The organism is Micromonospora sp. NPDC005686 (assembly GCF_042871665.1).
Classification (GTDB): Bacteria; Actinomycetota; Actinomycetes; order Mycobacteriales; family Micromonosporaceae; genus Micromonospora.
Genome location: NZ_JBIAIY010000005.1, coordinates 290,821 through 310,991, shown reverse-complemented (window position 1 = coordinate 310,991; position 20,171 = coordinate 290,821). Strand labels below are relative to the sequence as shown.

Sequence of the window (20,171 nt, the reverse complement as noted above, 5' to 3'; positions counted from 1 at the left end):
ACGGCCCGACCCGCCCCGGGCGTGATGTCCGGGTCCGGTGTGAGAGTTCCGGGCCGCATCTGGCAGAATGGACCGCTGGTATCCGGCGCGCGTCCGGCGCCCTCTAACCCGGGCGCGTCGCCAGTTCACCGAGCAGTCTCCGGCCCAAACCCCACTGTGCCGGTCGGCGCTCACCCGCCACACCGCCCGAACGGGCCGGTGAGATCGCAACAGGAGCGAAACAACTGTGGCCGTAAAGATCCGGCTCCTGCGGATGGGCAAGATCCGCAACCCGCAGTACCGCATCGTCATCGCCGACTCGCGCACCAAGCGTGATGGTCGCGCGATCGAGTTCGTCGGTGTGTACCAGCCGAAGGAAGACCCTTCGGTGATCGAGGTCAAGTCGGAGCGGGTCCAGTACTGGCTGTCGGTCGGCGCCCAGCCGAGCGAGGCCGTGCAGCGCCTGCTGGAGCTGACCGGTGACTGGCAGAAGTTCAAGGGCCTGCCGGCACCGCCGCCGCTGAAGGTCGCCCCCGAGCGGGCCGACCGCAAGGCGGCGTACGAGGCCGAGGCGAAGGCCGCCGCCGGCGTGGCGGACACCCCGGCCAAGCCGGCCAAGAAGGCCGCCAAGCCGGAGACCGCCAAGCCGGAGGCCGAGGCGCCGAAGACCGAGGCCCCCAAGGCCGAGGAGCAGACCGGTGCCGAGTCCGGCGAGCAGGCCTGACATGGCACTGCGTCCCGCCCTGGAGCACCTGGTCAAGGGCATCGTCGACCACCCGGACGACGTCCGGGTGCGCATGGTCGACTCCCGTCGGGGCAAGCGCCTCGAAGTCCGCGTGCACCCCGAGGACCTCGGCACGGTGATCGGGCGGTCCGGCCGGACCGCCAAGGCACTGCGCCAGGTGATCGGCTCCATCGGCGGGCGTGGGGTACGCGTCGACATCGTCGACTCGTACTGATGCTTCTCGTCGTCGGCCGGATCGGCAAACCGCACGGCATCCGCGGTGAGGTCACCGTGGAAGTGCGCACCGATGAGCCCGAAGCACGGTTCGCCCCCGGTTCGGTGTTGACCACCGAGCCGGGGGTGACCCCGTCGGAGCCCGGCGCCTGGCGGGTGCCGCCGACGCTGACCGTCGAGTCGGCCCGCTGGCACCAGGGCCGCCTGCTGGTGGTCTTCGAGGGCGTGCTGGGCCGCGACGTCGCCGAGGCGTTGCGCAACACGCTGCTCGGCGTGGACAGCGCCGACGTCAACCCGCCGGAGGACCCGGAGGAGTTCCACGACCACCAGCTGGTCGGGCTCGCCGTGGTGACCCGGGACGGGGAGCACGTGGGCGAGGTGACCCGCATCGACCACGCGCCCGCGTCGGACCTGCTGGTGCTGCGGCGTCCCGACGGGCGTACCGCGCTTGTCCCGTTCGTCAAGACGATCGTGCCCGAGGTGGATCTGGCCGGCGGTCGCGTCGTCGTCGACCTGCCCGGTGGCCTGCTCGATCTCTAGCTCTCGACCTCCGGCTGGAGCCACCGCATGCGCGTCGACATCGTGTCGATCTTCCCCGAGTACTTCGCCCCGCTGGACCTGTCGCTCATCGGCAGGGCCCGCGCGAACGGCACGCTGCGGCTGGCCGTACACGATCTGCGGACCTGGACCCACGACGTGCACCGCACCGTCGACGACACGCCCTACGGCGGCGGTCCCGGCATGGTCATGCGGCCGGAGCCGTGGGGTGAGGCGCTGGACGCGCTGGCGCCCGGTGAGCTGAGCCCGGACGGGCACACGCTGCCCCGGCTGCTCGTGCCGTCGCCCGCGGGCGTCCCGTTCACCCAGGCCATGGCGCACGAGCTGGCCGCCGAGTCGCACCTGCTGTTCGCCTGCGGCCGGTACGAGGGCATCGACCAGCGGGTGCTGGAGCACGCCGCGAGCCGGATGCCGGTGACCGAGGTCTCCCTCGGCGACTACGTGCTGTTCGGCGGCGAGGTGGCGGTGCTGGTGATGCTGGAGGCGGTCACCCGGCTGCTGCCCGGCGTGCTGGGCAACGCCGGGTCGCTGGACGAGGAGTCGCACGCGCACGGCCTGCTGGAGGCCCCGCTGTACACGAAGCCGGCGAGCTGGCGCGGGCTGGACGTGCCCGAGGTGCTGCGCTCCGGCGACCACGCCCGGATCGACCGCTGGCGGCGGGACGAGTCGCTGCTGCGGACCGCGGCCCGGCGCCCCGACATGATCGAAGCGCTGGCCCCCGGGACGCTCGACGGGCGGGACCGGGCCGCGCTGGACCGGGGCGGATTTTCCTCGTCACCGGGGCATGTGGCAAAGTAGAGGGGTTGCCGCATCCGCCCACGCCGTGAGCGGATGCGAGGACCCTCGGCCGGGGCCGGTCTCGCCGGTCGCCCGGGGGTCAGAATCACCCATCCGCGCATCGACTGACGATGCGCCGTGAGCCTCACGAGGACGCAGCGATGAACATCCTGGACGCCCTTGACGCCCAGTCGAAGCGTACCGACCTGCCCGACTTCCGTGCCGGTGACACCGTCAAGGTGCACGCGCGGGTCGTCGAGGGCAACCGGTCCCGGGTCCAGATCTTCCAGGGCGTCGTCATCCGCCGCCAGGGTGACGGTCTGCGCGAGACCTTCTCGGTCCGCAAGGTCAGCTTCGGCGTCGGCGTGGAGCGGACCTACCCGCTCAACGGCCCGGGCATCGACCGGATCGAGATCGTGACCCGCGGTGACGTGCGTCGCGCCAAGCTCTACTACCTGCGTGAGCTGCGCGGCAAGAAGGCCAAGATCAAGGAGCTGCGGGAGAAGCAGCCGGCGAACTGAATTCCCGTACGCCACGCCGCCCGAGCTGCGCGGATGTCGTATCGACCGGATCGCATTACTCTGGTCGGTACGGGCGCGACCGGACGGTGCGAAACGGTCCACTACCGCCCGTGGGGTCTCCGAGGGGACTCCCGGGCGGTAGTGTCGTTTCCGCGGACCGGAGAGTGGCATGGTGCAGATGGTTGACGAGGACGGCGCCGCCGACCCCTGGCGCCGACGGGCCCGGCGTGGCCGCCGCCAGATGCCGCTCTGGCAGGAGTTGCCGCTGCTGCTGATCGTGGCGTTCTGCCTCGCGGTGCTGATCCGCACGTTCCTGCTCCAGGCGTTCTTCATCCCGTCCGGGTCGATGGAGGACACGCTGCTCATCGGCGACCGGGTGCTCGTCAACAAGGTCGTCTACGACGTCCGCGATCCGGTCCGCGGCGAGGTGGTGGTCTTCCGGGGTACCGACCGCTGGGTCGCCCAGGAGGCGCCCGCGCCGCCGGCCAACTTCGCCGGCCGGGTCGGCCGTACGCTCGGCGACCTGGTGGGCGTCAGCCGCCCCGGCGAGAAGGACTTCATCAAGCGCGTCATCGGCGTACCGGGCGACAAGATCTGGTGCTGCGACGACGGCCGGGTGGTGGTCAACGGGGTGCCGCTGGACGAGCAGGCGTACGTCTCCGAGGACTCCCCGGTCGAGCTGCCGCCCAATCCCAAGGAGTGCCGGTCGCGGCAGTTCACCGAGGTGGTGGTGCCGCCGGGGCAGATCTTCGTGATGGGGGACCACCGGCTGGTCTCGCAGGACGCCCGGTGTCAGGGGCCGGTGCCGATCGAGAACGTGGTCGGCCGCGCCTTCATGATCGTCTGGCCGTCGCAGCGATGGACCACCCTGCCCGTACCGGAGACGTTCACCAGCGTGCCGCGCGCGGAGGCCGCGCCGGCCCGGCCGGTCCCGGTGGATCCCGACCCGCTCGGCGGGGTCGTCCTGATCCTTCCGGTCGCGGCGACGCTCACCGTTCTGGCGGGTTCGGGACGACCGCGCCGCACCGGGCGACGTAGGCTCCTCCCGTGATCGACGAGCAGACCGAGAAGCCCCGCAGCTCCTTCTGGAAGGAGCTGCCCATCCTCCTGGGCGTGGCGATTCTGGTCGCGGTGCTGGTGCGTGCCTTCGTGCTGCAGACCTTCTTCATCCCGTCACCGTCCATGGAGAACACTCTCAAGATCGACGACCGGGTGCTTGTCAACAAGCTGGTCTACGACTTCCGCTCGCCGCACCGGGGGGAGGTGATCGTCTTCAAGGCGCCCACCGAGTGGAGCGGCAACCCCGACGGCGAGGACTTCATCAAGCGGGTGATCGGCGTCGGCGGCGATCACGTGGTCTGCTGCGACCGCACCGGCGGACAGGAGCGGCTGGTCGTCAACGGCAAGCCGATCGACGAGCCGTTCATCTTCCCCGGCAACAAGCCCGCCGACCAGGACTTCGACATCACCGTGCCGAAGGGGCGCCTGTGGGTCATGGGTGACCACCGGGAGGCGTCCGGCGACTCGCTCGAGCACTGGCAGCAGTCAGGCGAGGACATCAACGTCGCCACCATCCCCGAGGGCGAGGTCGTCGGGCGGGCCTTCACGATCTTCTGGCCGGTCAGCCGCGCGACCTGGCTCACCGTGCCCGAGCAGTTCGACGGGATCCCCAATCCCTGAGCGGGCCCGCGCCACGCGCCGGCACGTCGGCCCGGCGCCGGCGGCGGAGGGGCGTGGTCGTTCGTCACAGGCGTCTGGCAGGCTGTTCCGGTGACTGTCTTCACCCCTCGTCGCGCGGCCCGGGTGCTGCTGGTCGACGCGTCCGACCGGGTGCTGCTGTTCGAGGGCAGTGATCCGGCCCGGCCGGGCCACCGCTACTGGTTCACGCCCGGCGGCGGGCTGGAGCCGGGGGAGCCCCCGGCCGACGGCGCCGCCCGGGAGTTGGCCGAGGAGACCGGCCTGCGGCTGGCCCCGGCCGAGCTGGGCACGCCGGTCTGGTCGGACACCGTCGAGTTCCCGTTCGACGGTGTCTGGTATCGCCAGGAGCAGCAGTTCTACCTGGTCCGGGTGTCGGGCTGGGAGGTCGACACCGCGGGCTTCAACGACGTCGAACGGGCGAGCGTGCACGGGCACCGCTGGTGGCCGGTCGCCGAGCTGGCCGCCTGCGCCGAGCGCTACTACCCGCCGGACCTGCCCGGCCGGCTCGGCGCCGTACTGGCGGGAGGCGGCGCATGCTGACCCCGCCGCGCACCGTGGTCCGCCGTGACGGCGGCCTCTACGCGCTGGAGCGGGCCCTGCAGCGGCGCGGCTTCCGGCACGTGGCGGGCGCCGACGAGGCCGGTCGTGGCGCCTGCGCCGGGCCGCTCGTGGCCGCCGCCGCGATCCTGCCCGAGGGCCGGCGCGGCGAGATCGACGAGCTGGCCGACTCGAAGCTGCTCACCGCCGCCGCCCGCGAGCGCGTCTACGAGCAGGTGGTGGCACGGGCCCTGGCGTACGCCGTGGTCGTCATCCCGGCCGAAGAGGTCGACGCGCGCGGGCTGCACGTGTGCAACCTCGCCGCGATGCGGCGGGCGCTCGCCTCGCTCACCACCCGCCCGGAGTACGTGCTGACCGACGGCTTCGGCGTCGACGGGCTGGACGTGCCGGGCCTGGCGGTCTGGAAGGGCGACCGGGTGGCCGCGTGTGTGGCGGCGGCGAGCGTGCTGGCGAAGGTCACCCGGGACCGGATCATGGTGGAGCTGGACGGGCGGTTCCCCGGCTACGGGTTCGCCGAGCACAAGGGCTACATCACCGCCGAGCACAGCGCCGCCCTGCGCGCGCTCGGGCCCTGCCGGGAACACCGCTTCTCGTACGTGAACGTGGCCGCCGTCTCCGGACGGGACGGCCGGCCTCCCCGCGCCCGCCGCCCGGCGGGTGACGCCGGCGGGGCGCCGCCCGAGCCCGTGGCCGGGCTGCCGGGCCTGGGGCCCGGCGTGTTCGCCGGCCGCCCAGACGAGCCGATGGGGCGCGGCGGCGCGTCAGGGGGTACCGTCGGCGTGGCGTTGGGCGAGCAGCCGCGACCTCCGGCGTCGGTGGGGGAAGATGTGGTCATGGAAGGCGGAGTGCGATGAGCGCGGAAGATCTCGAAAAGTACGAGACCGAGATGGAGCTGCAGCTCTACCGGGAGTACCGCGACATCGTCCGCCAGTTCTCCTACGTGGTGGAGACCGAGCGCCGTTTCTACCTGGCCAACCAGGTCGACCTGCACGTGCGCAACTCCGACGGCGAGGTCTACTTCGAGGTCGAGATGCACGACGCCTGGGTGTGGGACATGTACCGTCCTGCCCGTTTCGTCAAGAATGTTCGAGTGATGACGTTCAAGGACGTCAATGTGGAAGAGCTCGAAAAGCCCGACATCTCGCTTCCCGCAGATTCCGGATTCGGGAGCTGACCGCAGGCGGCGGAACGCTCCCGGATCACTCCGCCGGCACGACCACCTCGACCCGCTGCACCAGGTTGTTCGCGAACCCGCCCCGGTTCCACGACTGCTCGACCGGCTGGGTACGCCCCGAGGCGTCGGTCGCCCGGGCGCCGAGCACGTACCGCCCCGGCGTGGCCGTCCAGCTCACCGACCACCGGCGCCACGCCCACTCGCCACCGGCCGGCTCGTCCAGGACCGCCGGCGCCCACGTCTCGCCGCCGTCCACCGTCACCTCGACCGAGGTCACCGGCGCGTGGCCGGACCAGGCCCGGCCGTCCAGAGTGCACGGTCCGGGACGCAGCACCCGGGTGCGGGACATGAAGTCCGGGAACCCGGGCGGACGCACCAGGGCACGCGGCTCGATCCGGGTCACCGGCACACCCGGGTCGTCGGCGTCGCGCCGCAGCCGGTAGGCCACCGCGTTCTGGTAGCCGTCGAACGGCTCCGTCGTCACAGTGATGTCGCGCAGCCACTTCACGTGCGCCATGCCGTACCAGCCGGGCACGATCAGGCGCAGCGGCGCCCCGTGCTGCGGCAGCAGGGGAGCGCCGTTCATCTCGTACGCCAGCAGCACCTCCTCGCGCAGCGCGTCGGCCACCGGCAGCGCCCGCTGGTAGTCCTGCTCGACGCCGCGCTCCACCCCGTGGTCCGCGCCGGTGAACACCACGTCCACCGCGTCGCCGGACAGGCCGGCCTCGCGCAGCAGTGGCGCCAGCGGCGTGCCGGTCCACTCCGCGTTGCCCACCGCCTCCACCAGCCAGGGTTGGCTGACCGGACGGGGACGCAGCAGCGCCCGGCCGTTGCCCGCGCACTCCAGCGTGACCCGGTGGGTCACCCGGGGCCGGTCGCGCAGCGCCGCCAGGTCCAGCCGCAGTGGACGCTCGACCGCGCCGGAGACGCTCAACGCGTACGCCGCCGGGTCGACGTCCGGGATGTCGTAGTGGATGAGCAGGTAGTGCAGGCCCGCCGGGGTCACGTCGTACCGCAGCGCCTCCAGCGGGATGCCGTGGTTGCGCGCGGCGAGCTGGAGCTCCTCGGCGCTGATCGCCTCGTCCGGCCCGGCCAGGCGAGAGGGCCGGCTGACGTCGTCCACTGTGGTCATCGCTGCTCCGTCCGCTCCAGCACGTCGTAGCCCACGAACTGGAACATCCGCACCCCTGGCGGCAGCGGGCGGGGTGTGCCGGTGAAGCGGTGCGCGCCGACGCCCACGCCGTCGGCCGGGCTGCCCACGGCGACCGGCTCGAAGCCCTCCTCGGCGAACCACTCGCAGATGACCGGCACCAGGTCCGGCTCGCGCCGGTGCCGCGTCCACAGCACCGTGCCGCCGGTGGTGCAGAGCGAGGCGCAGTGCCGCACCGTCGCCCGGATGTCGTCGTCGCCGATGTTGCCGAAGATGCCGCAGACCAGCACCAGATCCGCCGGGGCCAGATCGGCGTAGCGGTCGGTCAGCGAGGCGTCAGCGGTCACCACCTCCACGCCGGTGAGCCCCGCGTCGGCGGCGGCGCGACGGGCCAGATCGGCGTTGCGCGGGTCCAGCTCGACCAGGCGCGCGGTCACGTCGCCGCCCCGGGGATGGGCGGCCAGCACCGGGATCAGGTCGCGGCCCTGACCCGCGCACAGGCTCAGCGCGCGCAGCGGACCGGACGGCGCCGCGTCCAGCGCGTCGGAGACACGCCGCCGCACCTCGGCGAGCCGCCGCGCCAGTGCGGACTCGGGCTGGTCGTAGTCGCTGTGCCAGGCGTACCAGTCCTTCGTCACCCGGCCAGCATAGGCGTGCGGGCCGTAGCAGATCCGCTCCGATTTCGGCGCTCGTCCACAAGCCGGGCGTTGTCCACAGGCCGGTCGGGTGGGGTTCGCGGGCCGGTGCTCGGGGCGGCAGGGTGGCCGGCGTGCGCCCTTCTATCTCTCATGCCGGCAGGGCCGGGCTGGTGGTGCTGTTCCTCGTCGCCTGCCTGCCGGGCGCCTCCGTGCCGTCCCGGGCGGCACCGTCGTCTCGACCGGGGGCCCACTCGCTCGCGGTCGGGCCGTCGTCGGGTTCGCCTGCGGGTGCCACTGGCCGGTTCCGGTGGCCGCTGGCCGGTACGCCACGGGTGGTGCGGCGGTTCGACCCGCCGCCGCAGCCCTGGCTGTCCGGGCACCGGGGCGTCGACCTCGCCGCCGCGCCGGGTGCGCCGGTGCTGGCGGCCGGCGCCGGGACCGTCCTGTTCGCCGGCGCCGTCGCCGGCCGGCCGGTGCTCACCGTCGGCCACTCCGACGGCCTGCGCACCACATACGAACCGGTCCGCTCCCGGCTCACCGCCGGCACCCCTGTGGACGCCGGCACGCCGGTCGGCGCCCTGCTCGCCGGGCACCCCGGCTGTGCCGAGGCGGCCTGCCTGCACTGGGGGCTGCGCCGCGACGCGGAATACCTCGACCCGCTGGCACTGCTCGGCCTCGGTCGTGTCCGGCTGCTCCCGCTGCACCCTGTCTCCGGCGGTCTCGCCGACGTCGCCGGCTGAGCGACGTCACCAGGTGACCGATGCCGCCGGTGACCGACGAGCGCCGGTCGGCGGTCGGCGCGCGGGCCGCTCAGCCCTGGGCGAGCAGCGTGGGCAGCCGGACGGCCAGTCGGTCGTACTCGTCGGGGGTGTTGTAGACCTGGCCGCACAGCCGCAGGTAGCCGCGCCCGTTCCAGGCGGCGATCGACACCTCTGCGGCGATCCGCTCGGCGATCCGGGTCCGTAGCTCCCGGGCCGCGTCGAGCGTGGTCGCCACACCGGGCGGCAGCGACACGAGCCGCATGGCGACCGCCGGTCCGCCGGGCTCCGGCAGCCGTTCGGGCGCCACACCGAGCGCGTCCCCGACGACCCGTTGCCCGTACGCGGCCAGCGCCGCGTTGTGCGCGCGTACCCGGTCCACGCCCAGGCTGCGCAACGTGAACAGGCCCACCGGGGCGGCCAGCCAGCCGGTGTAGTCGAGCGTCGCCTGCCACTCGACACGGACCGGGAAGCCGCTGTCCTGCTCCCACGAGACGGCGAGCGGCTGGATCCTCTCCCGCCACTGCGGCGCCACCACGAGCACGGCGGTGCCGCGTGGCGCGTACGCCCACTTGTGCAGGTTGCCGACCCAGAAGTCGGCGCCGACGGACGCGACGGTGGCCGGCAGCATGCCCGGTGCGTGGGCGGCGTCGACCAGCACCGGCACGCCCTGCTCCCGGGCCACCGCGACGATTGCCGCGGTCGGGAACAGCCGGGCGGTCGGCGAGGTGAGCTGGTCGACGATCAGCAGCTGGGTGCGCCCGGGGCGCAGCCCGTCGCGGATGATCTCGACCACCTCCTCGTCGGTGGCGGTCGACGGCACCGGCAGGGTGCGGGACGCCGCACCGGTACGGGCGCACTCCCGGGCGACGGACAGCGCCACCGCGCCGTACCCGTGGTCGGTGGTCACGATCTCGTCGCCCGGGCGCAGCCCCAGCGACTGCAACACCACGGCCGCGCCCGCGGTGGCGTTACCGACGAGCGTGGTGCCGTCCGGGTCGGCGCCGAGGAACGCGGCCAGGTGCCGCCGGGCGTGGGCGATCCGGTCGACCAGGCCCCGCGTGAAGAACCGCGGCGGGTTGGCCTCCATCTCGTCGCGCAGGCGCTGCTGGGCGCGTTGCACGGCGATGGGTACGGCGCCGAACGAGCCGTGATTGAGGTGGCTGACGGAGGGATCGAGGGAGAAGAGCAGCCGAGCACCGGGAATCGGCTCGGGCGGCTGCGGCACCGTCATCCGCCGATCCTAGCCCGAGATGGATCATGCCCGGTCGATTTCGCCCGCCAACCGCTCCGCCGCCCGCCCGCCCCGCCTGCTCGGGTGGAACGTGATGGGTGTCCTGCGCGCCGTAGACACCCGTGGTGTTCCACCGGCGTTGCCTGTGCGCTCGCGGCGGTCAGGCGCGGGGGTGCGCCTGCCGGTACGCGGCGCGGAGCCGCTCCACCGAGACGTGCGTGTAGATCTGGGTGCTGGCGAGCGACGAGTGCCCCAGCAGCTCCTGCACGGCCCGCAGGTCCGCGCCCCCTTCGAGCAGATGCGTCGCGGCGGAGTGGCGCAGCCCGTGCGGCGTCACCCGGGGCACACCGGCGGCCTCGGTCCAGCCGGACACGATCCGCCGCGCGGTGGTCGGGTTGAGCCGCCCGCCCCGTGCCCCGAGCAGCAGCGCCCGGCCCGAGCCCGGGGCCACCAGGGCGGGCCGGCCGTCGCGCAGCCAGGTGTCGAGCGCGCGCTGCGCCGGCACCCCGTAGGGCACCGAGCGTTCCCGCCCGCCCTTGCCGAGCACACGTACCACCCGGCGGGCCTGGTCGACGTCGGTGACGTCCAGGCCGCACGCCTCGCTGACGCGTACCCCGGTGCCGTAGAGCAGTTCCAGCAGCAGCCGGTCGCGCAGCAGCACCGCGTCGGGCGGCGCGTCGCCGGCCGATTCGGCGGCGACCCTTCGTCCGAGCCCGGCGCGGTCGAGGTGGACCCTCGGGCGGTCGGCCTCGGCCGGGCTCGGGCGCTGCCGCGACGGGGCCTCCACCAGAGCGGCGGCCTGGTCGGCCCGCAGCACGGTGGGCAGCTCCCGCCGGGCCCGAGGGCTGGCCAGTGGCGCCGCCACGTCGTCGGCGAGCAGGCCGGTCCGGTGCGCCCAGGCGCTGAAGGTCCGGGCCGCGGCTGCACGCCGCGCCATCGTCGTCCGGGCCGCTCCCATGGTCCGCTGCTTCGCCAGCCAGCTACGCACCACGGCGAGGTCCAGCTCCGGCAACTCCGCGCAGCCCATCCGGGCCGCGTGGTCCAGCAGCGACACCAGATCCGTGACGTACGCCCGGACGGTGTGGACGGAGCGGTTACGCACCCGCGACAGGTGGTCGGCGAAGTCGTCCACCGCCTCGCGCATCGAGGCAGGCAGTTCCTCGTGCGCGTCCCGCGTGCCGCGCCGCTGCCTGCTCACCGCGGCATCCGGCCCGAGCGCACGCGCTCGCGGCGGGGGAGGCGGACAGCCGTCACCGCCCCAGCGTAAGGCTGGAGGCCCCACGTTCGCCGTGCCGCCATCCCCGCCGTTCGCCGTGTCGGCCCGGCCGTGGTTCCCGTCTCCCGGCGTCGATTACCTGCCGGCGCGCTGAGTGGGGTGGCAGAAGCGGGTCTGGACAGGGGAAACTCATGCTGCGGCACGCTCCGGTGCGGCGACCGGCGGGCAGCGTGGCCCGAGCCGACCCCGACGGAGGTCGATCCGGCCGCGATCGGGCGAACGCGTCCCCGCGTCGGTGACGCCGCTACGAGGAGGGCCGAGAGTGGGAGTGGACGCCGTCCTCTACCGGCAGGTATCCGCGGGCGACAGCCGCCGCCGACCCGTGTACGTCTCGATCGAGGTGGTGGCGGACCCGCAGGATCTGCTGCTCGACCTGCTCAAGCGTGTCCGCGGCGGTGGCCGGACCCCACTGCTGGACCGCGTCGACCCGCTCGGTGAGCTGACAGTGGGCGCCGAGCGCCTGGCGCAGCTGCTCGCCGAGCTGCGGTGCCTGGCCGAGGTGGCCCGGGCGCAGGCGGAGGCCGACCACGTCCGCCGGCTGGCCCGGCTCGTCCACCGATGCGCCGAGCGCCGCGACGCCGAGATCCGGTTCGAGGGCGACTGACGCGTTCACGGGTGGGCTGCCGGTGGCGGTGCGAGGGCGTAGCCGTCGTCGCGGCGTACCACCATCGCCAGTTCCTCCAGCATGGACAGCTTGCGCATGGTGGTGCGCAGGTCCATCCCCGCGCGTGCCGCGACGCTCTCCAGGTCGAGGGCACGGCGGCGGGGCAGTGCCTCCAGTACCTGGGTGGCCTCCTCGTCGAGCCGGTCCCGTGGACGTTCGGGCGCTCGCGCGGGCGGAGCGAGGTCGTACCCGATGCGTCCCACCTCCTCCAGCACGTGCGCGACGTTCGTGACCAGCCGGGCCCGCGGCTGTTCCCGCAGCACCTCGTGCCCGCCGACGGACATCGCTGAGGTCACCGGGCCCGGCACCACCATGGCGGGCCGGTGCAGGCCGAGCGCCCGGTTGAGTGTCTGGGTGGCGCCGCTGCGGGCGGCGGCCTCGACCAGCACCGTGCCGTTCGTCGCCGCCGCGATGACCCGGTTGCGGATGAGGAACCGTGGGCGCAGCGGCTCCGCGCCGGGAGTCCATTCGCTCACCAGTAGGCCGGTGTCGGCGATGCGGTCGAACAGCGCGGCGTTGCCCATCGGGTACGGCCGGTCCACCCCGCAGGCGAGCACGGCGACGGTGCGTCCGCCCGCTGTCAATGCCCCGCGATGCGCTGCGGCGTCGATGCCGAACGCGCCACCGGACACCACCGTCCACTCCCGGTCGGCGAGGCCGTAGCCCAGCTCGGTGGCGACGTGCGCGCCGTAGGGGGTGGCCGCCCGGGCGCCGACCACCGCCACCGAGCGCGCCAGAGTCTCGCCGAGCGGCCACGCTCCGCGTACCCAGAAGCAGAGCGGCGGATCGGTCTCCGCGTCGACCCGCCGGGTGGCCCCGGACAGCGTCAGCCGTCGCAGATCCTCGACCTGGGCGGGCCATTCGTCGTCCTCGGGGGTGACCAGCCGGGCCCCGAGCCGTTCACCGCGGGTTAGCGCCTCCGCCGCCACCGCGCGGGCGTCACCGGCGGCGCCGCGTGCCGCCACGGCCGACCGCAGCGCCCGGTCCGGCGCCTCGCCGGACAGCAGCAGGTCGAGCGCGGCGACCGGGCCGATCCGCTCGACCAGGGCGTACACCGAGCGGGTGCCGGGCTCGGCGAGCCAGGTGAGCGCGACCCGCGCCAGCCGGCGGTCGTCGGCGCTCACCCGACCTCTCCCGTCCTGAGCTGGATGGCCTCCGCCACGTCGTCGCGGCCGGGCCGGTCCCGCCCGTCCAGGTCGGCGATGGTCCAGGCGAGACGCAGTACGCGGTCGTAGCCACGCGCGGACAGCGAACCGGTGTCGAGCCGGCGGCGCAGATCCGTGGTGACCCGGGCCGGTAGGTGCCACGGCGGACGGCGCAGGTAGGGGCCGGGGACGTCGGCGTTGACCCGTTGCCCGGTGGCCGCCCAGCGGCCGGCCGCGGCGTGCCGTGCGGCGACGACCCGGGCGGCGACGGTGGCCGAGGACTCGTGCGCGGCGTCGGTGCTCAGCAACTCCGCCGCGCGTACCGCCGTCAACCGGACCTGCACGTCCACCCGGTCGAGCAGCGGACCCGACAACCGCCCCAGGTAGCGTCGCCGGGTCAGCGGCGGGCACTCGCAGTCGACGTCTCCCGAGGGCTTCGCGCAGGGGCAGGGGTTGGCGGCCAGCACCAGTTGGGTGCGGGCCGGGTATTCTGTGGCGCCGCGGGTACGCGCCACCCGCACCCGGCCGCTCTCCAGCGGTTGCCGCAACGCCTCCAACGCGCCCTTGCTGAACTCGGGCGCCTCGTCGAGGAACAGGACCCCGCGGTGGGCGAGCGACACCGCGCCGGGCCGGGCCAGCCCGGAGCCGCCTCCGACGAGCGCGGGCACCGTGGCGGTGTGGTGCGGCGCCTGGAACGGGGGACGGCGCAGCAGCCCGCCGCCGGGTGGCAGCAGGCCGGCGATCGAGTGCAGCGCGGTCACCTCCAGAGCGGCCTCGTCGTCCAGTTCGGGCAGGATCGACGGCAGTCGCTCGGCGAGCATGGTCTTGCCGGCGCCGGGTGGGCCGAGCAGCGCGAGGTGGTGGCCCCCGGCGGCGGCGATCTCCAGGGCACGCCGGCCGAGCGGCTGCCCGGCCACGTCGACGAGGTCGGGTCCGGCCGGCCCGCCGACCGGGACCTGACCGGGTGGGGTGAGCAGCGGGCTGCCGTGGCGGACGTGGGCGACGAGCCGGTGCAGGGTGTCGACGGCCTGCACCCGTACTCCCGGGATGACCGCCGCCTCGGCGGCGTTGCCGGCGGGTACGACGACGCGGGTGTGCCCGGCGCGAGCGGCGGCGGCGACCATGGGCAGCGTGCCGCGGACGGGGCGTACCGTGCCGTCGAGACCGAGTTCGCCGAGCACGACAGTGGCGTCCAGGGCCACCGGCGGCAGCTCGCCCGCGCCGGCCAGGACGGCGAGCGCGATGGCGAGGTCGAACGCCGAGCCGTACTTGGGCAGCGTGGCGGGGAGCAGGTTGAGGGTGATGCGGCGGTTGGGCCATTTCTGGCCGGAGTTGACGATCGCGGCGCGGACCCGGTCGCGCGCCTCGTGCAGGGCGGTGTCCGGCAGGCCGGAGATGATCACGGCGGGCAGTCCGGGAGCAAGGTCGGCCTCGACCTCGACGAGGTGCCCGGCGACCCCGGCCAGGCCGACGCTCAGCACTTTCGCGTACCCCATGTCAGAACGCTCCGCGGAGGTGTTCGACGCGGGCGGGGCCGGTGAGCGGGAGCCGGACGGAGAGGACGTCGAAGCGGACCTCGTCGGCGGTGGTGCCGGTCTCGGCGAGCCAGCGGGCGGCGAGGCCGCGCAGCCGGCGGGCCTTGGCCTGGACGACCGCCTCGGCGGGGGAGCCGAACCGCTCGGTACGGCGGGTCTTGACCTCGCAGATGGCGAGGACCGGGCCCTCCCAGGCGATGATGTCGATCTCGCCCTCGGGACAGCGCCAGTTGCGGGCGACCGGGCGCAGGCCCGCCTCGATCAGGTGCCGCAGCGCGCACCGCTCGCCGTACGCCCCGACGGCTCGGTTCCGGTTCGTCATGCCGGTCAGGATGCGTCCGGCGGCCGTGATCACGAGTGGGCCGGTCCGGTCGCCTGTGGACAGGGGTGGGCTTGTGGACGGAACGACGATCATGAGTCCGATCTGCTACGGAGAGGCATGACGAGCGGACCCTCACGCCCTGCGACCACGCAGAGTAGTGCGATGGCAACCCGGCGATATCGGCGCTGACCTGGGCCGATATCGCCGGGTGCCCGAATGGCGCGGCTGGTGCGTGTCGCATACCGTGCCGGTCGTGGACGGACGACGGAGCTATTCCGAGGATGAGCAGGGGTCGCGTTGGGGCGACCGCGGATACGAGTCGGACTGGCGCGCCGCGGGTGAGCCCCGCTACCGCGACGACGACTACCGCACGCCTGAGCAGCGGGCCGGTGAGAACCGGTACGCCGAGCCGGGCCGTTACTCCGCCGCCGATCCGCTGGTGGACGACACGAGCAGTTGGCGGTCGCAGCGGCCGGACGACCCGGAGGTCTCCGGTGAGCTGCCCGGGTCGCGAGCCGCTCGTCGCGCGGCGCGGGAGTCGGCGGCCGACCCGCTCGGCCCGGTGGCCCGCAGCGGCGTCGACGCGCTCGGCACCGCCGCGCACGGGAACCCGCTGGCGAGCCCGCTCGGTACGCCGTCGACCGCCCCGGCCGGCGCCGACCCGTACGGCCTCATCGCGCACGGCGGCGACCCGGCCGGCGGCGCTGACGCCCGCGTCGCCGGCGCCGTCGATCAGCCTCGGCTCAGCCCGATCGGCGGCTACCCGGTCGTCGAGCCGGCGCCGCCCGGCGCCGCGGGCCCGGACGGCGGGACCGAGCCGTCCGCCGCGGGACGGCTGAACCCCGGCGAGCCCACTCCGCTGCGTATCGGCGAGCGCCCGGGCGGTCCCGCCCAGCCGGCGGCGAGCCCGAATCCGCTGGAGATGCCGACCGGCCCGATGCCCGCGGTGCTGCCGCGACCGGACGGGCCGCCGCCCGGTGACGGCGTCTACCGGACCCGGCGCCCGGCGCTGGCGATCCTGCTCGCGGTGCTCGTGCTGGTGCTGGAGGCGCCGGCGGTGCGGGTGCTGCTGCACGGCATGTTCGGTGACCCGGTGTCGACGTCACACGTCGTGGTGGGCATGTTCCTGGTGGTGGGCCTGCCGATCTTCGGCACCGGCCTGTACGGGCTGCGCACCGGAGGGCTGGCGCTCGCCGACGGCAGCCGGGGCTGGCTGCGTCCGCCGACCGCGTACCTGACCGTCGGGCTGGTCCTCTTCCTCGCCGCCGCCCTTGCGGCGGGCTGAGGGGAACGAAACGCCCGCGGGCCCCGGCACGGCGAGCGGCGGGCCACGCCCGCGAGCGCCGGCCCGCACGGCGTGCTCCGCACCCGAGGGCCGGGCAGCGGAGACGGCGCGTACACTGGTCGACTGGCGACCGCCTCGCGCGGTCGACCTCGCGTGCCCTCTCCACGGTCTTCTCCGTGGGGCGACGGCCTCCCTGGTCCCGGTTGACGTACCGGGCCCACCCTGGCCGGCGACCGGGCGCCAGGCGTCCGGCCACCGGCCGGACGGACAACCAGGGACGAAATAGGAGTAACCCACCATGGCCGTCGTGACCATGCGTCAGCTGCTGGAAAGCGGTGTGCACTTCGGGCACCAGACCCGGCGCTGGAACCCGAAGATGAAGCGCTTCATCTTCACCGAGCGCAACGGTATCTACATCATCGACCTGCGCCAGACGCTCGACTACATCGAGAAGGCGTACGAGTTCATCCGCACCACCGTCGCGGGTGGCGGCAGCATCCTGTTCGTCGGCACCAAGAAGCAGGCCCAGGAGGCCATCGCCGAGCAGGCGACCCGGGTCGGCCAGCCGTACGTCAACCACCGCTGGCTCGGTGGCATGCTGACCAACTTCCAGACCGTGTACAAGCGGCTGCAGCGGATGAAGGAGCTGGAGGCCCTGGGTGACCTGAGCGGCACCGCCGCCGGTTACACCAAGAAGGAGACGCTCCAGCTCTCCCGCGAGAAGATCAAGCTGACCAAGACCCTCGGTGGTCTGCGGGACATGCAGAAGCTCCCGGCCGCGGTGTGGATCGTCGACACCAAGAAGGAGCACATCGCCGTCGACGAGGCCCGCAAGCTGGGCATCCCGGTGATCGCGGTGCTCGACACCAACTGCGACCCGGACGAGGTCGACTTCCCGATCCCGGGCAACGACGACGCCATCCGCTCGGCCGAGCTGCTGACCAGGGTCGTCGCCGCCGCCGTCGCCGACGGTCTGATCGCCCGTTCCGGCCGTAACCGCGGCGCGGACGAGAAGCCCGAGGCCGGCCAGGTCGGCGCCAACGAGCCGCTGGCCGAGTGGGAGCGCGAGCTGCTCGAGGAGCCGAAGAAGGCCGACGAGCAGCCCGCCGCCGCCGCGGAGCCCGCCGCCGCTGCCGCGGAGCCCGCCGCCGCGGAGCCGGCCGCGCCTGCCGCCGAGCAGCCGGCGACCGCCGCCGCGGAGTGATCTCGCCGTCGCGGGGGGCCCCCCCCCCCCGCCCCCCCGGGGGGGGGGCGCGGGGGGGGCCGCCGGCCCCCCCCCGCCCCGCCCGCCCCCCCCGCCCCCCCCCCCCGCCCCCCGCCCCCCCCCCGCCCCCCCCCCCCCCCCCCCCCCCCCCCCCCCCCCCCCCCCCCCCCCCCCCCCCACGGGTACGCCGGGCAGAACCGGCCCGGAACCGGGTAACCAGCACCCCAGACCACCTCACTGACACCGAAGAGAGAGTCATGTCCAACTTCACCGCCGCGGACGTCAAGAAGCTCCGCGACCTCACCGGCGCCGGCATGATGGACTCCAAGAAGGCGCTGACCGAGGCCGAGGGCGACTTCGACAAGGCCGTCGAGATCCTGCGCGTCAAGGGTGCCAAGGACGTCGGCAAGCGGGCCGGGCGTACCGCCGCCAACGGCCTCGTCGCCCACTCCGGCCAGGCGCTGCTCGAGCTCAACTGCGAGACCGACTTCGTCGCCAAGAACGACGCCTTCATCGCGCTGGCCCAGCAGTTGGTCGAGCACGGCGTGACCAGCGGCGCCACCAACGCCGAGGAGTTGCTCGCCAGCAGCATCGACGGCAAGAGCGTGGCCGACCTGATCCAGGAGCAGTCCGCCAAGATCGGCGAGAAGCTGGTGCTCAACCGCTTCGCCAAGCTGGACGGCAACACCACCGTTTACATGCACCGCAAGAGCCAGGACCTGCCCCCGGCGGTCGGCGTGCTGGTCGAGTTCACCGGCAAGAGCGACGAGGCCGCTGCCTCGGATGCGCGTGCGGTGGCCATGCAGATCGCCGCGATGCGGCCGAAGTACCTCACCCGCGACGAGGTGCCGGCCGAGACCGTCGAGTCCGAGCGGCGCATCGCCGAGCAGACCGCCCGCGAGGAGAACAAGCCCGAGGCGGCGCTGCCGAAGATCGTCGAGGGCCGGGTAAACGCCTTCTTCAAGGACTTCGTCCTGCTGGAGCAGCCGTCGGTCGCCGACAACAAGAAGACCGTCAAGCAGGTGCTGGCCGACGCCGGCATCGAGGTGACGCGCTTCCTGCGGTTCGAGGTCGGCCAGGCCTGAGCCGCCGCACCGGGCCCTCCGGCCCGGGCACAGGGGAGAACGTAGACGAGGAGGCCGCCGGTGTACGCGACAGGCACCGCGGCCTCCTCGTCACATAGGGTCGGCAGGGGCACGTACGCGACAGCCGCGCAATGCGCGGGGAGAAGGGGCGGGGCGGATGACGCAGGTTGTGAGTGACCGGAACCTGGCGGTGGAAGATCCGACCGCCCCTCCGCCCGGTCGGTCCCGCCGGGTGGTGCTGAAGCTCTCCGGTGAGGTCTTCGGCGGCGGTGCGATCGGTGTCGACCCCGACGTCGTGCAGGGCATCGCCCGGCAGATCGCCACCGTGGTACGCCGCGGCGTGCAGGTCTCCGTGGTGGTCGGCGGCGGCAACTTCTTCCGCGGCGCCGAGCTGCAGAAGCGCGGCATGGACCGGGCCCGCGCCGACTACATGGGCATGCTCGGCACGGTCATGAACTGCCTGGCCCTCCAGGACTTCCTGGAGAAGGAGGGCATCGAGACCCGGGTGCAGAGCGCGATCACCATGGCACAGGTCGCCGAGCCGTACATCCCGCTGCGTGCGATCCGGCACCTGGAGAAGGGCCGCGTGGTCATCTTCGGCGCGGGCGCCGGCATGCCGTACTTCTCCACCGACACGGTGGCCGCCCAGCGGGCGCTGGAGATCCGCGCGGACGTCGTGCTGATGAGCAAGAACGGCGTGGACGCGGTCTACACCGCCGACCCCCGGATCGACCCGACCGCGAGCAAGCTCGACTCGATCACCTTCTCCGAGGTGCTGCGCCGTAACCTGCGGGTGGCCGACGCCGCCGCGTTCAGCCTCTGCATGGAGAACGGCCTGCCGATGCTGGTCTTCGGCGCGCAGGGCGACGACACCATCGTCCGCGCCGTCGGCGGTGAGAAGATCGGCACCCTGATCACGGCCTGACCGGCCCGCCGGACCGGCGACGGTCCCTCTGCCACGGCAGCACCCGCACCACACACGACGAGCGACAGAAGGAGGCGAGGAGACCGGTGATCGACGACACCCTCCTCGAGGCGGAGGAGAAGATGGAGCGTGCCATCGAGCACGCCAAGGAGGAGTTCGGCGGGATCCGTACCGGACGCGCCAACGCCGCCATGTTCTCCCGGATCCTCATCGACTACTACGGCAGCCCGACCCCGCTGCCGCAGATGGCGTCCATCGCGGTGCCCGAGCCGCGCATGGTGATCATCAAGCCGTACGACAACTCGCAGCTGGGCGCCATGGAGAAGGCGATCCGCGACTCGGACCTCGGGGCCAACCCGAACAACGAGGGCAACCAGCTCCGCATCGTCCTGCCGCAGATGACCGAGGAGCGGCGCCGCGACATGATCAAGGTCGCCCGGCAGAAGGGCGAGGAGGCCAAGGTCGCCGTCCGCAACATCCGCCGCAAGGCCAAGGAGGAGCTGGACCGCCTGGTCAAGGACGGCGAGGTCGGCGAGGACGAGGGCCGGCGCGCGGAGAAGGAGCTGGACGACCTGACCCAGCGCTTCGTCGCAGGCGTCGACGAGCTGGTCAAGCACAAGGAGAGCGAGTTGCTCGAGGTCTGAGCACCCGCGTACCCCACACGGCACCGCACCGGGCCGTCGCCCCGACGGGGCGACGGCCCGGTGCCGTCGTCGTGCCCGGCGGC

24 protein-coding genes are annotated in these 20,171 nt (G+C 73.6%); 17 read left to right on the top strand and 7 right to left on the bottom strand.

Annotation, left to right across the window (positions count from 1 at the left end; genetic code table 11):
• Positions 1-226: 226 nt before the first annotated feature.
• The 10 genes from rpsP (at position 227) to ACFYON_RS14625 (ending at position 6,223) form a co-directional block, all read left to right on the top strand.
• The gene (gene rpsP, locus ACFYON_RS14670; protein ID WP_354865780.1) at positions 227-703 is read left to right on the top strand and encodes a 30S ribosomal protein S16; all 477 of its coding nucleotides are present in this window, start codon (positions 227-229) and stop codon (positions 701-703) included.
• The gene (locus ACFYON_RS14665) at positions 678-938 is read left to right on the top strand and encodes an RNA-binding protein (RefSeq protein ID WP_030500803.1); all 261 of its coding nucleotides are present in this window, start codon (positions 678-680) and stop codon (positions 936-938) included. Before rpsP ends, ACFYON_RS14665 begins: the two co-directional genes overlap by 26 nt.
• Positions 938-1,477: a ribosome maturation factor RimM gene (rimM, locus tag ACFYON_RS14660; RefSeq protein ID WP_354865778.1), complete on the top strand. Its 540-nt coding sequence runs from the start codon at positions 938-940 to the stop codon at positions 1,475-1,477. The genes ACFYON_RS14665 and rimM overlap by 1 nt, the downstream gene beginning before the upstream one ends.
• Before the next feature lie 27 nt (positions 1,478-1,504).
• The gene (trmD, locus tag ACFYON_RS14655; protein WP_354865776.1) at positions 1,505-2,293 is read left to right on the top strand and encodes a tRNA (guanosine(37)-N1)-methyltransferase TrmD; all 789 of its coding nucleotides are present in this window, start codon (positions 1,505-1,507) and stop codon (positions 2,291-2,293) included.
• A gap of 140 nt (positions 2,294-2,433) precedes the next feature.
• Complete coding sequence (gene rplS / locus ACFYON_RS14650; RefSeq protein ID WP_354865774.1) at positions 2,434-2,793, top strand: 50S ribosomal protein L19; 360 nt, start codon at positions 2,434-2,436, stop codon at positions 2,791-2,793.
• Between the two features lie 169 nt (positions 2,794-2,962).
• Entirely contained in the window at positions 2,963-3,844 is an 882-nt protein-coding gene (gene lepB / locus ACFYON_RS14645) for a signal peptidase I (RefSeq protein ID WP_354865772.1), read from the top strand.
• Entirely contained in the window at positions 3,841-4,473 is a 633-nt protein-coding gene (gene lepB, locus ACFYON_RS14640) for a signal peptidase I (protein WP_354865770.1), read from the top strand. The genes lepB (ACFYON_RS14645) and lepB (ACFYON_RS14640) overlap by 4 nt, the downstream gene beginning before the upstream one ends.
• Before the next feature lie 90 nt (positions 4,474-4,563).
• Positions 4,564-5,031 carry an NUDIX domain-containing protein gene (locus tag ACFYON_RS14635; RefSeq protein WP_354865768.1) on the top strand — a complete coding sequence of 156 codons (468 nt, stop codon included), beginning with the start codon at positions 4,564-4,566 and terminating at the stop codon, positions 5,029-5,031.
• A complete protein-coding gene (locus ACFYON_RS14630) occupies positions 5,025-5,903 on the top strand; it encodes a ribonuclease HII (RefSeq protein ID WP_354865766.1) in 879 nt (292 codons plus the stop codon). Before ACFYON_RS14635 ends, ACFYON_RS14630 begins: the two co-directional genes overlap by 7 nt.
• On the top strand, positions 5,900-6,223 hold the full coding sequence (locus ACFYON_RS14625) for a DUF2469 domain-containing protein (RefSeq protein ID WP_011905215.1): 324 nt from the start codon (positions 5,900-5,902) through the stop codon (positions 6,221-6,223). Before ACFYON_RS14630 ends, ACFYON_RS14625 begins: the two co-directional genes overlap by 4 nt.
• Before the next feature lie 25 nt (positions 6,224-6,248).
• Here ACFYON_RS14625 and ACFYON_RS14620 read toward each other — a convergent pair whose 3' ends face one another.
• Together ACFYON_RS14620 and ACFYON_RS14615 are read right to left on the bottom strand one after the other, a co-directional pair.
• Positions 6,249-7,355, bottom strand: a complete 1,107-nt coding sequence (locus ACFYON_RS14620) for a sulfite oxidase (protein ID WP_354865763.1) — start codon at positions 7,353-7,355, stop codon at positions 6,249-6,251.
• Complete coding sequence (locus ACFYON_RS14615) at positions 7,352-8,011, bottom strand: methyltransferase domain-containing protein (RefSeq protein WP_354865761.1); 660 nt, start codon at positions 8,009-8,011, stop codon at positions 7,352-7,354. The genes ACFYON_RS14620 and ACFYON_RS14615 overlap by 4 nt, the downstream gene beginning before the upstream one ends.
• Positions 8,012-8,142: 131 nt before the next feature.
• On the opposite strand from ACFYON_RS14615, the gene ACFYON_RS14610 reads away from it, so the two are divergent.
• Entirely contained in the window at positions 8,143-8,751 is a 609-nt protein-coding gene (locus ACFYON_RS14610; RefSeq protein WP_387187424.1) for a murein hydrolase activator EnvC family protein, read from the top strand.
• A gap of 70 nt (positions 8,752-8,821) precedes the next feature.
• Here ACFYON_RS14610 and ACFYON_RS14605 read toward each other — a convergent pair whose 3' ends face one another.
• On the bottom strand, positions 8,822-10,003 hold the full coding sequence (locus ACFYON_RS14605) for an aminotransferase class V-fold PLP-dependent enzyme (RefSeq protein WP_354865759.1): 1,182 nt from the start codon (positions 10,001-10,003) through the stop codon (positions 8,822-8,824).
• A gap of 160 nt (positions 10,004-10,163) precedes the next feature.
• A complete protein-coding gene (locus tag ACFYON_RS14600; protein WP_354866016.1) occupies positions 10,164-11,147 on the bottom strand; it encodes a tyrosine recombinase XerC in 984 nt (327 codons plus the stop codon).
• 394 nt (positions 11,148-11,541) lie between these two features.
• Between ACFYON_RS14600 and ACFYON_RS14595 the strand changes: the two genes are divergently transcribed.
• Positions 11,542-11,883 (top strand): hypothetical protein, encoded by a 342-nt coding sequence (locus ACFYON_RS14595; RefSeq protein ID WP_355095848.1) that lies wholly within the window; start codon positions 11,542-11,544, stop codon positions 11,881-11,883.
• A gap of 5 nt (positions 11,884-11,888) precedes the next feature.
• On the opposite strand, the gene ACFYON_RS14590 is transcribed toward ACFYON_RS14595, so the two are convergent.
• The 3 genes from ACFYON_RS14590 to ACFYON_RS14580 are packed head-to-tail and all read right to left on the bottom strand — an operon-like array spanning position 11,889 to position 14,945.
• Positions 11,889-13,067 (bottom strand): DNA-processing protein DprA, encoded by a 1,179-nt coding sequence (locus tag ACFYON_RS14590; protein ID WP_354865755.1) that lies wholly within the window; start codon positions 13,065-13,067, stop codon positions 11,889-11,891.
• Complete coding sequence (locus ACFYON_RS14585) at positions 13,064-14,584, bottom strand: YifB family Mg chelatase-like AAA ATPase (protein WP_354865753.1); 1,521 nt, start codon at positions 14,582-14,584, stop codon at positions 13,064-13,066. The genes ACFYON_RS14590 and ACFYON_RS14585 overlap by 4 nt, the downstream gene beginning before the upstream one ends.
• Before the next feature lies 1 nt (position 14,585).
• The gene (locus tag ACFYON_RS14580; protein ID WP_355096899.1) at positions 14,586-14,945 is read right to left on the bottom strand and encodes a YraN family protein; all 360 of its coding nucleotides are present in this window, start codon (positions 14,943-14,945) and stop codon (positions 14,586-14,588) included.
• A gap of 244 nt (positions 14,946-15,189) precedes the next feature.
• Between ACFYON_RS14580 and ACFYON_RS14575 the strand changes: the two genes are divergently transcribed.
• The 5 genes from ACFYON_RS14575 (at position 15,190) to frr (ending at position 20,088) form a co-directional block, all read left to right on the top strand.
• Positions 15,190-16,230: a hypothetical protein gene (locus ACFYON_RS14575; RefSeq protein WP_387187514.1), complete on the top strand. Its 1,041-nt coding sequence runs from the start codon at positions 15,190-15,192 to the stop codon at positions 16,228-16,230.
• Positions 16,231-16,528: 298 nt separating this feature from the next.
• Positions 16,529-17,434, top strand: coding sequence for a 30S ribosomal protein S2 (rpsB, locus tag ACFYON_RS14570; RefSeq protein WP_354865747.1), 906 nt, complete (start codon positions 16,529-16,531; stop codon positions 17,432-17,434).
• Between the two features lie 257 nt (positions 17,435-17,691).
• A complete protein-coding gene (gene tsf, locus ACFYON_RS14565) occupies positions 17,692-18,519 on the top strand; it encodes a translation elongation factor Ts (protein ID WP_354865745.1) in 828 nt (275 codons plus the stop codon).
• A gap of 157 nt (positions 18,520-18,676) precedes the next feature.
• Positions 18,677-19,444, top strand: a complete 768-nt coding sequence (pyrH, locus tag ACFYON_RS14560) for a UMP kinase (protein WP_354865743.1) — start codon at positions 18,677-18,679, stop codon at positions 19,442-19,444.
• Positions 19,445-19,530: 86 nt separating this feature from the next.
• Positions 19,531-20,088 carry a ribosome recycling factor gene (frr, locus tag ACFYON_RS14555; RefSeq protein ID WP_354865741.1) on the top strand — a complete coding sequence of 186 codons (558 nt, stop codon included), beginning with the start codon at positions 19,531-19,533 and terminating at the stop codon, positions 20,086-20,088.
• The last annotated feature ends 83 nt before the right edge of the window (positions 20,089-20,171 follow it).

Coding starts and splice junctions, on each gene's coding strand:
- rimM (WP_354865778.1), top strand. CDS start 938: ATGCTTCTCGTCGTCGGCCGGATCGGCAAACCGCACGGCATCCGCGGT.
- trmD (WP_354865776.1), top strand. CDS start 1,505: ATGCGCGTCGACATCGTGTCGATCTTCCCCGAGTACTTCGCCCCGCTG.
- rplS (WP_354865774.1), top strand. CDS start 2,434: ATGAACATCCTGGACGCCCTTGACGCCCAGTCGAAGCGTACCGACCTG.
- lepB (WP_354865772.1), top strand. CDS start 2,963: ATGGTGCAGATGGTTGACGAGGACGGCGCCGCCGACCCCTGGCGCCGA.
- ACFYON_RS14630 (WP_354865766.1), top strand. CDS start 5,025: ATGCTGACCCCGCCGCGCACCGTGGTCCGCCGTGACGGCGGCCTCTAC.
- ACFYON_RS14625 (WP_011905215.1), top strand. CDS start 5,900: ATGAGCGCGGAAGATCTCGAAAAGTACGAGACCGAGATGGAGCTGCAG.
- ACFYON_RS14620 (WP_354865763.1), bottom strand. CDS start 7,355: ATGACCACAGTGGACGACGTCAGCCGGCCCTCTCGCCTGGCCGGGCCG.
- ACFYON_RS14605 (WP_354865759.1), bottom strand. CDS start 10,003: ATGACGGTGCCGCAGCCGCCCGAGCCGATTCCCGGTGCTCGGCTGCTC.
- ACFYON_RS14600 (WP_354866016.1), bottom strand. CDS start 11,147: ATGCGCGAGGCGGTGGACGACTTCGCCGACCACCTGTCGCGGGTGCGT.
- ACFYON_RS14585 (WP_354865753.1), bottom strand. CDS start 14,584: ATGGGGTACGCGAAAGTGCTGAGCGTCGGCCTGGCCGGGGTCGCCGGG.
- ACFYON_RS14580 (WP_355096899.1), bottom strand. CDS start 14,945: ATGACGAACCGGAACCGAGCCGTCGGGGCGTACGGCGAGCGGTGCGCG.
- rpsB (WP_354865747.1), top strand. CDS start 16,529: ATGGCCGTCGTGACCATGCGTCAGCTGCTGGAAAGCGGTGTGCACTTC.
- tsf (WP_354865745.1), top strand. CDS start 17,692: ATGTCCAACTTCACCGCCGCGGACGTCAAGAAGCTCCGCGACCTCACC.
- pyrH (WP_354865743.1), top strand. CDS start 18,677: ATGACGCAGGTTGTGAGTGACCGGAACCTGGCGGTGGAAGATCCGACC.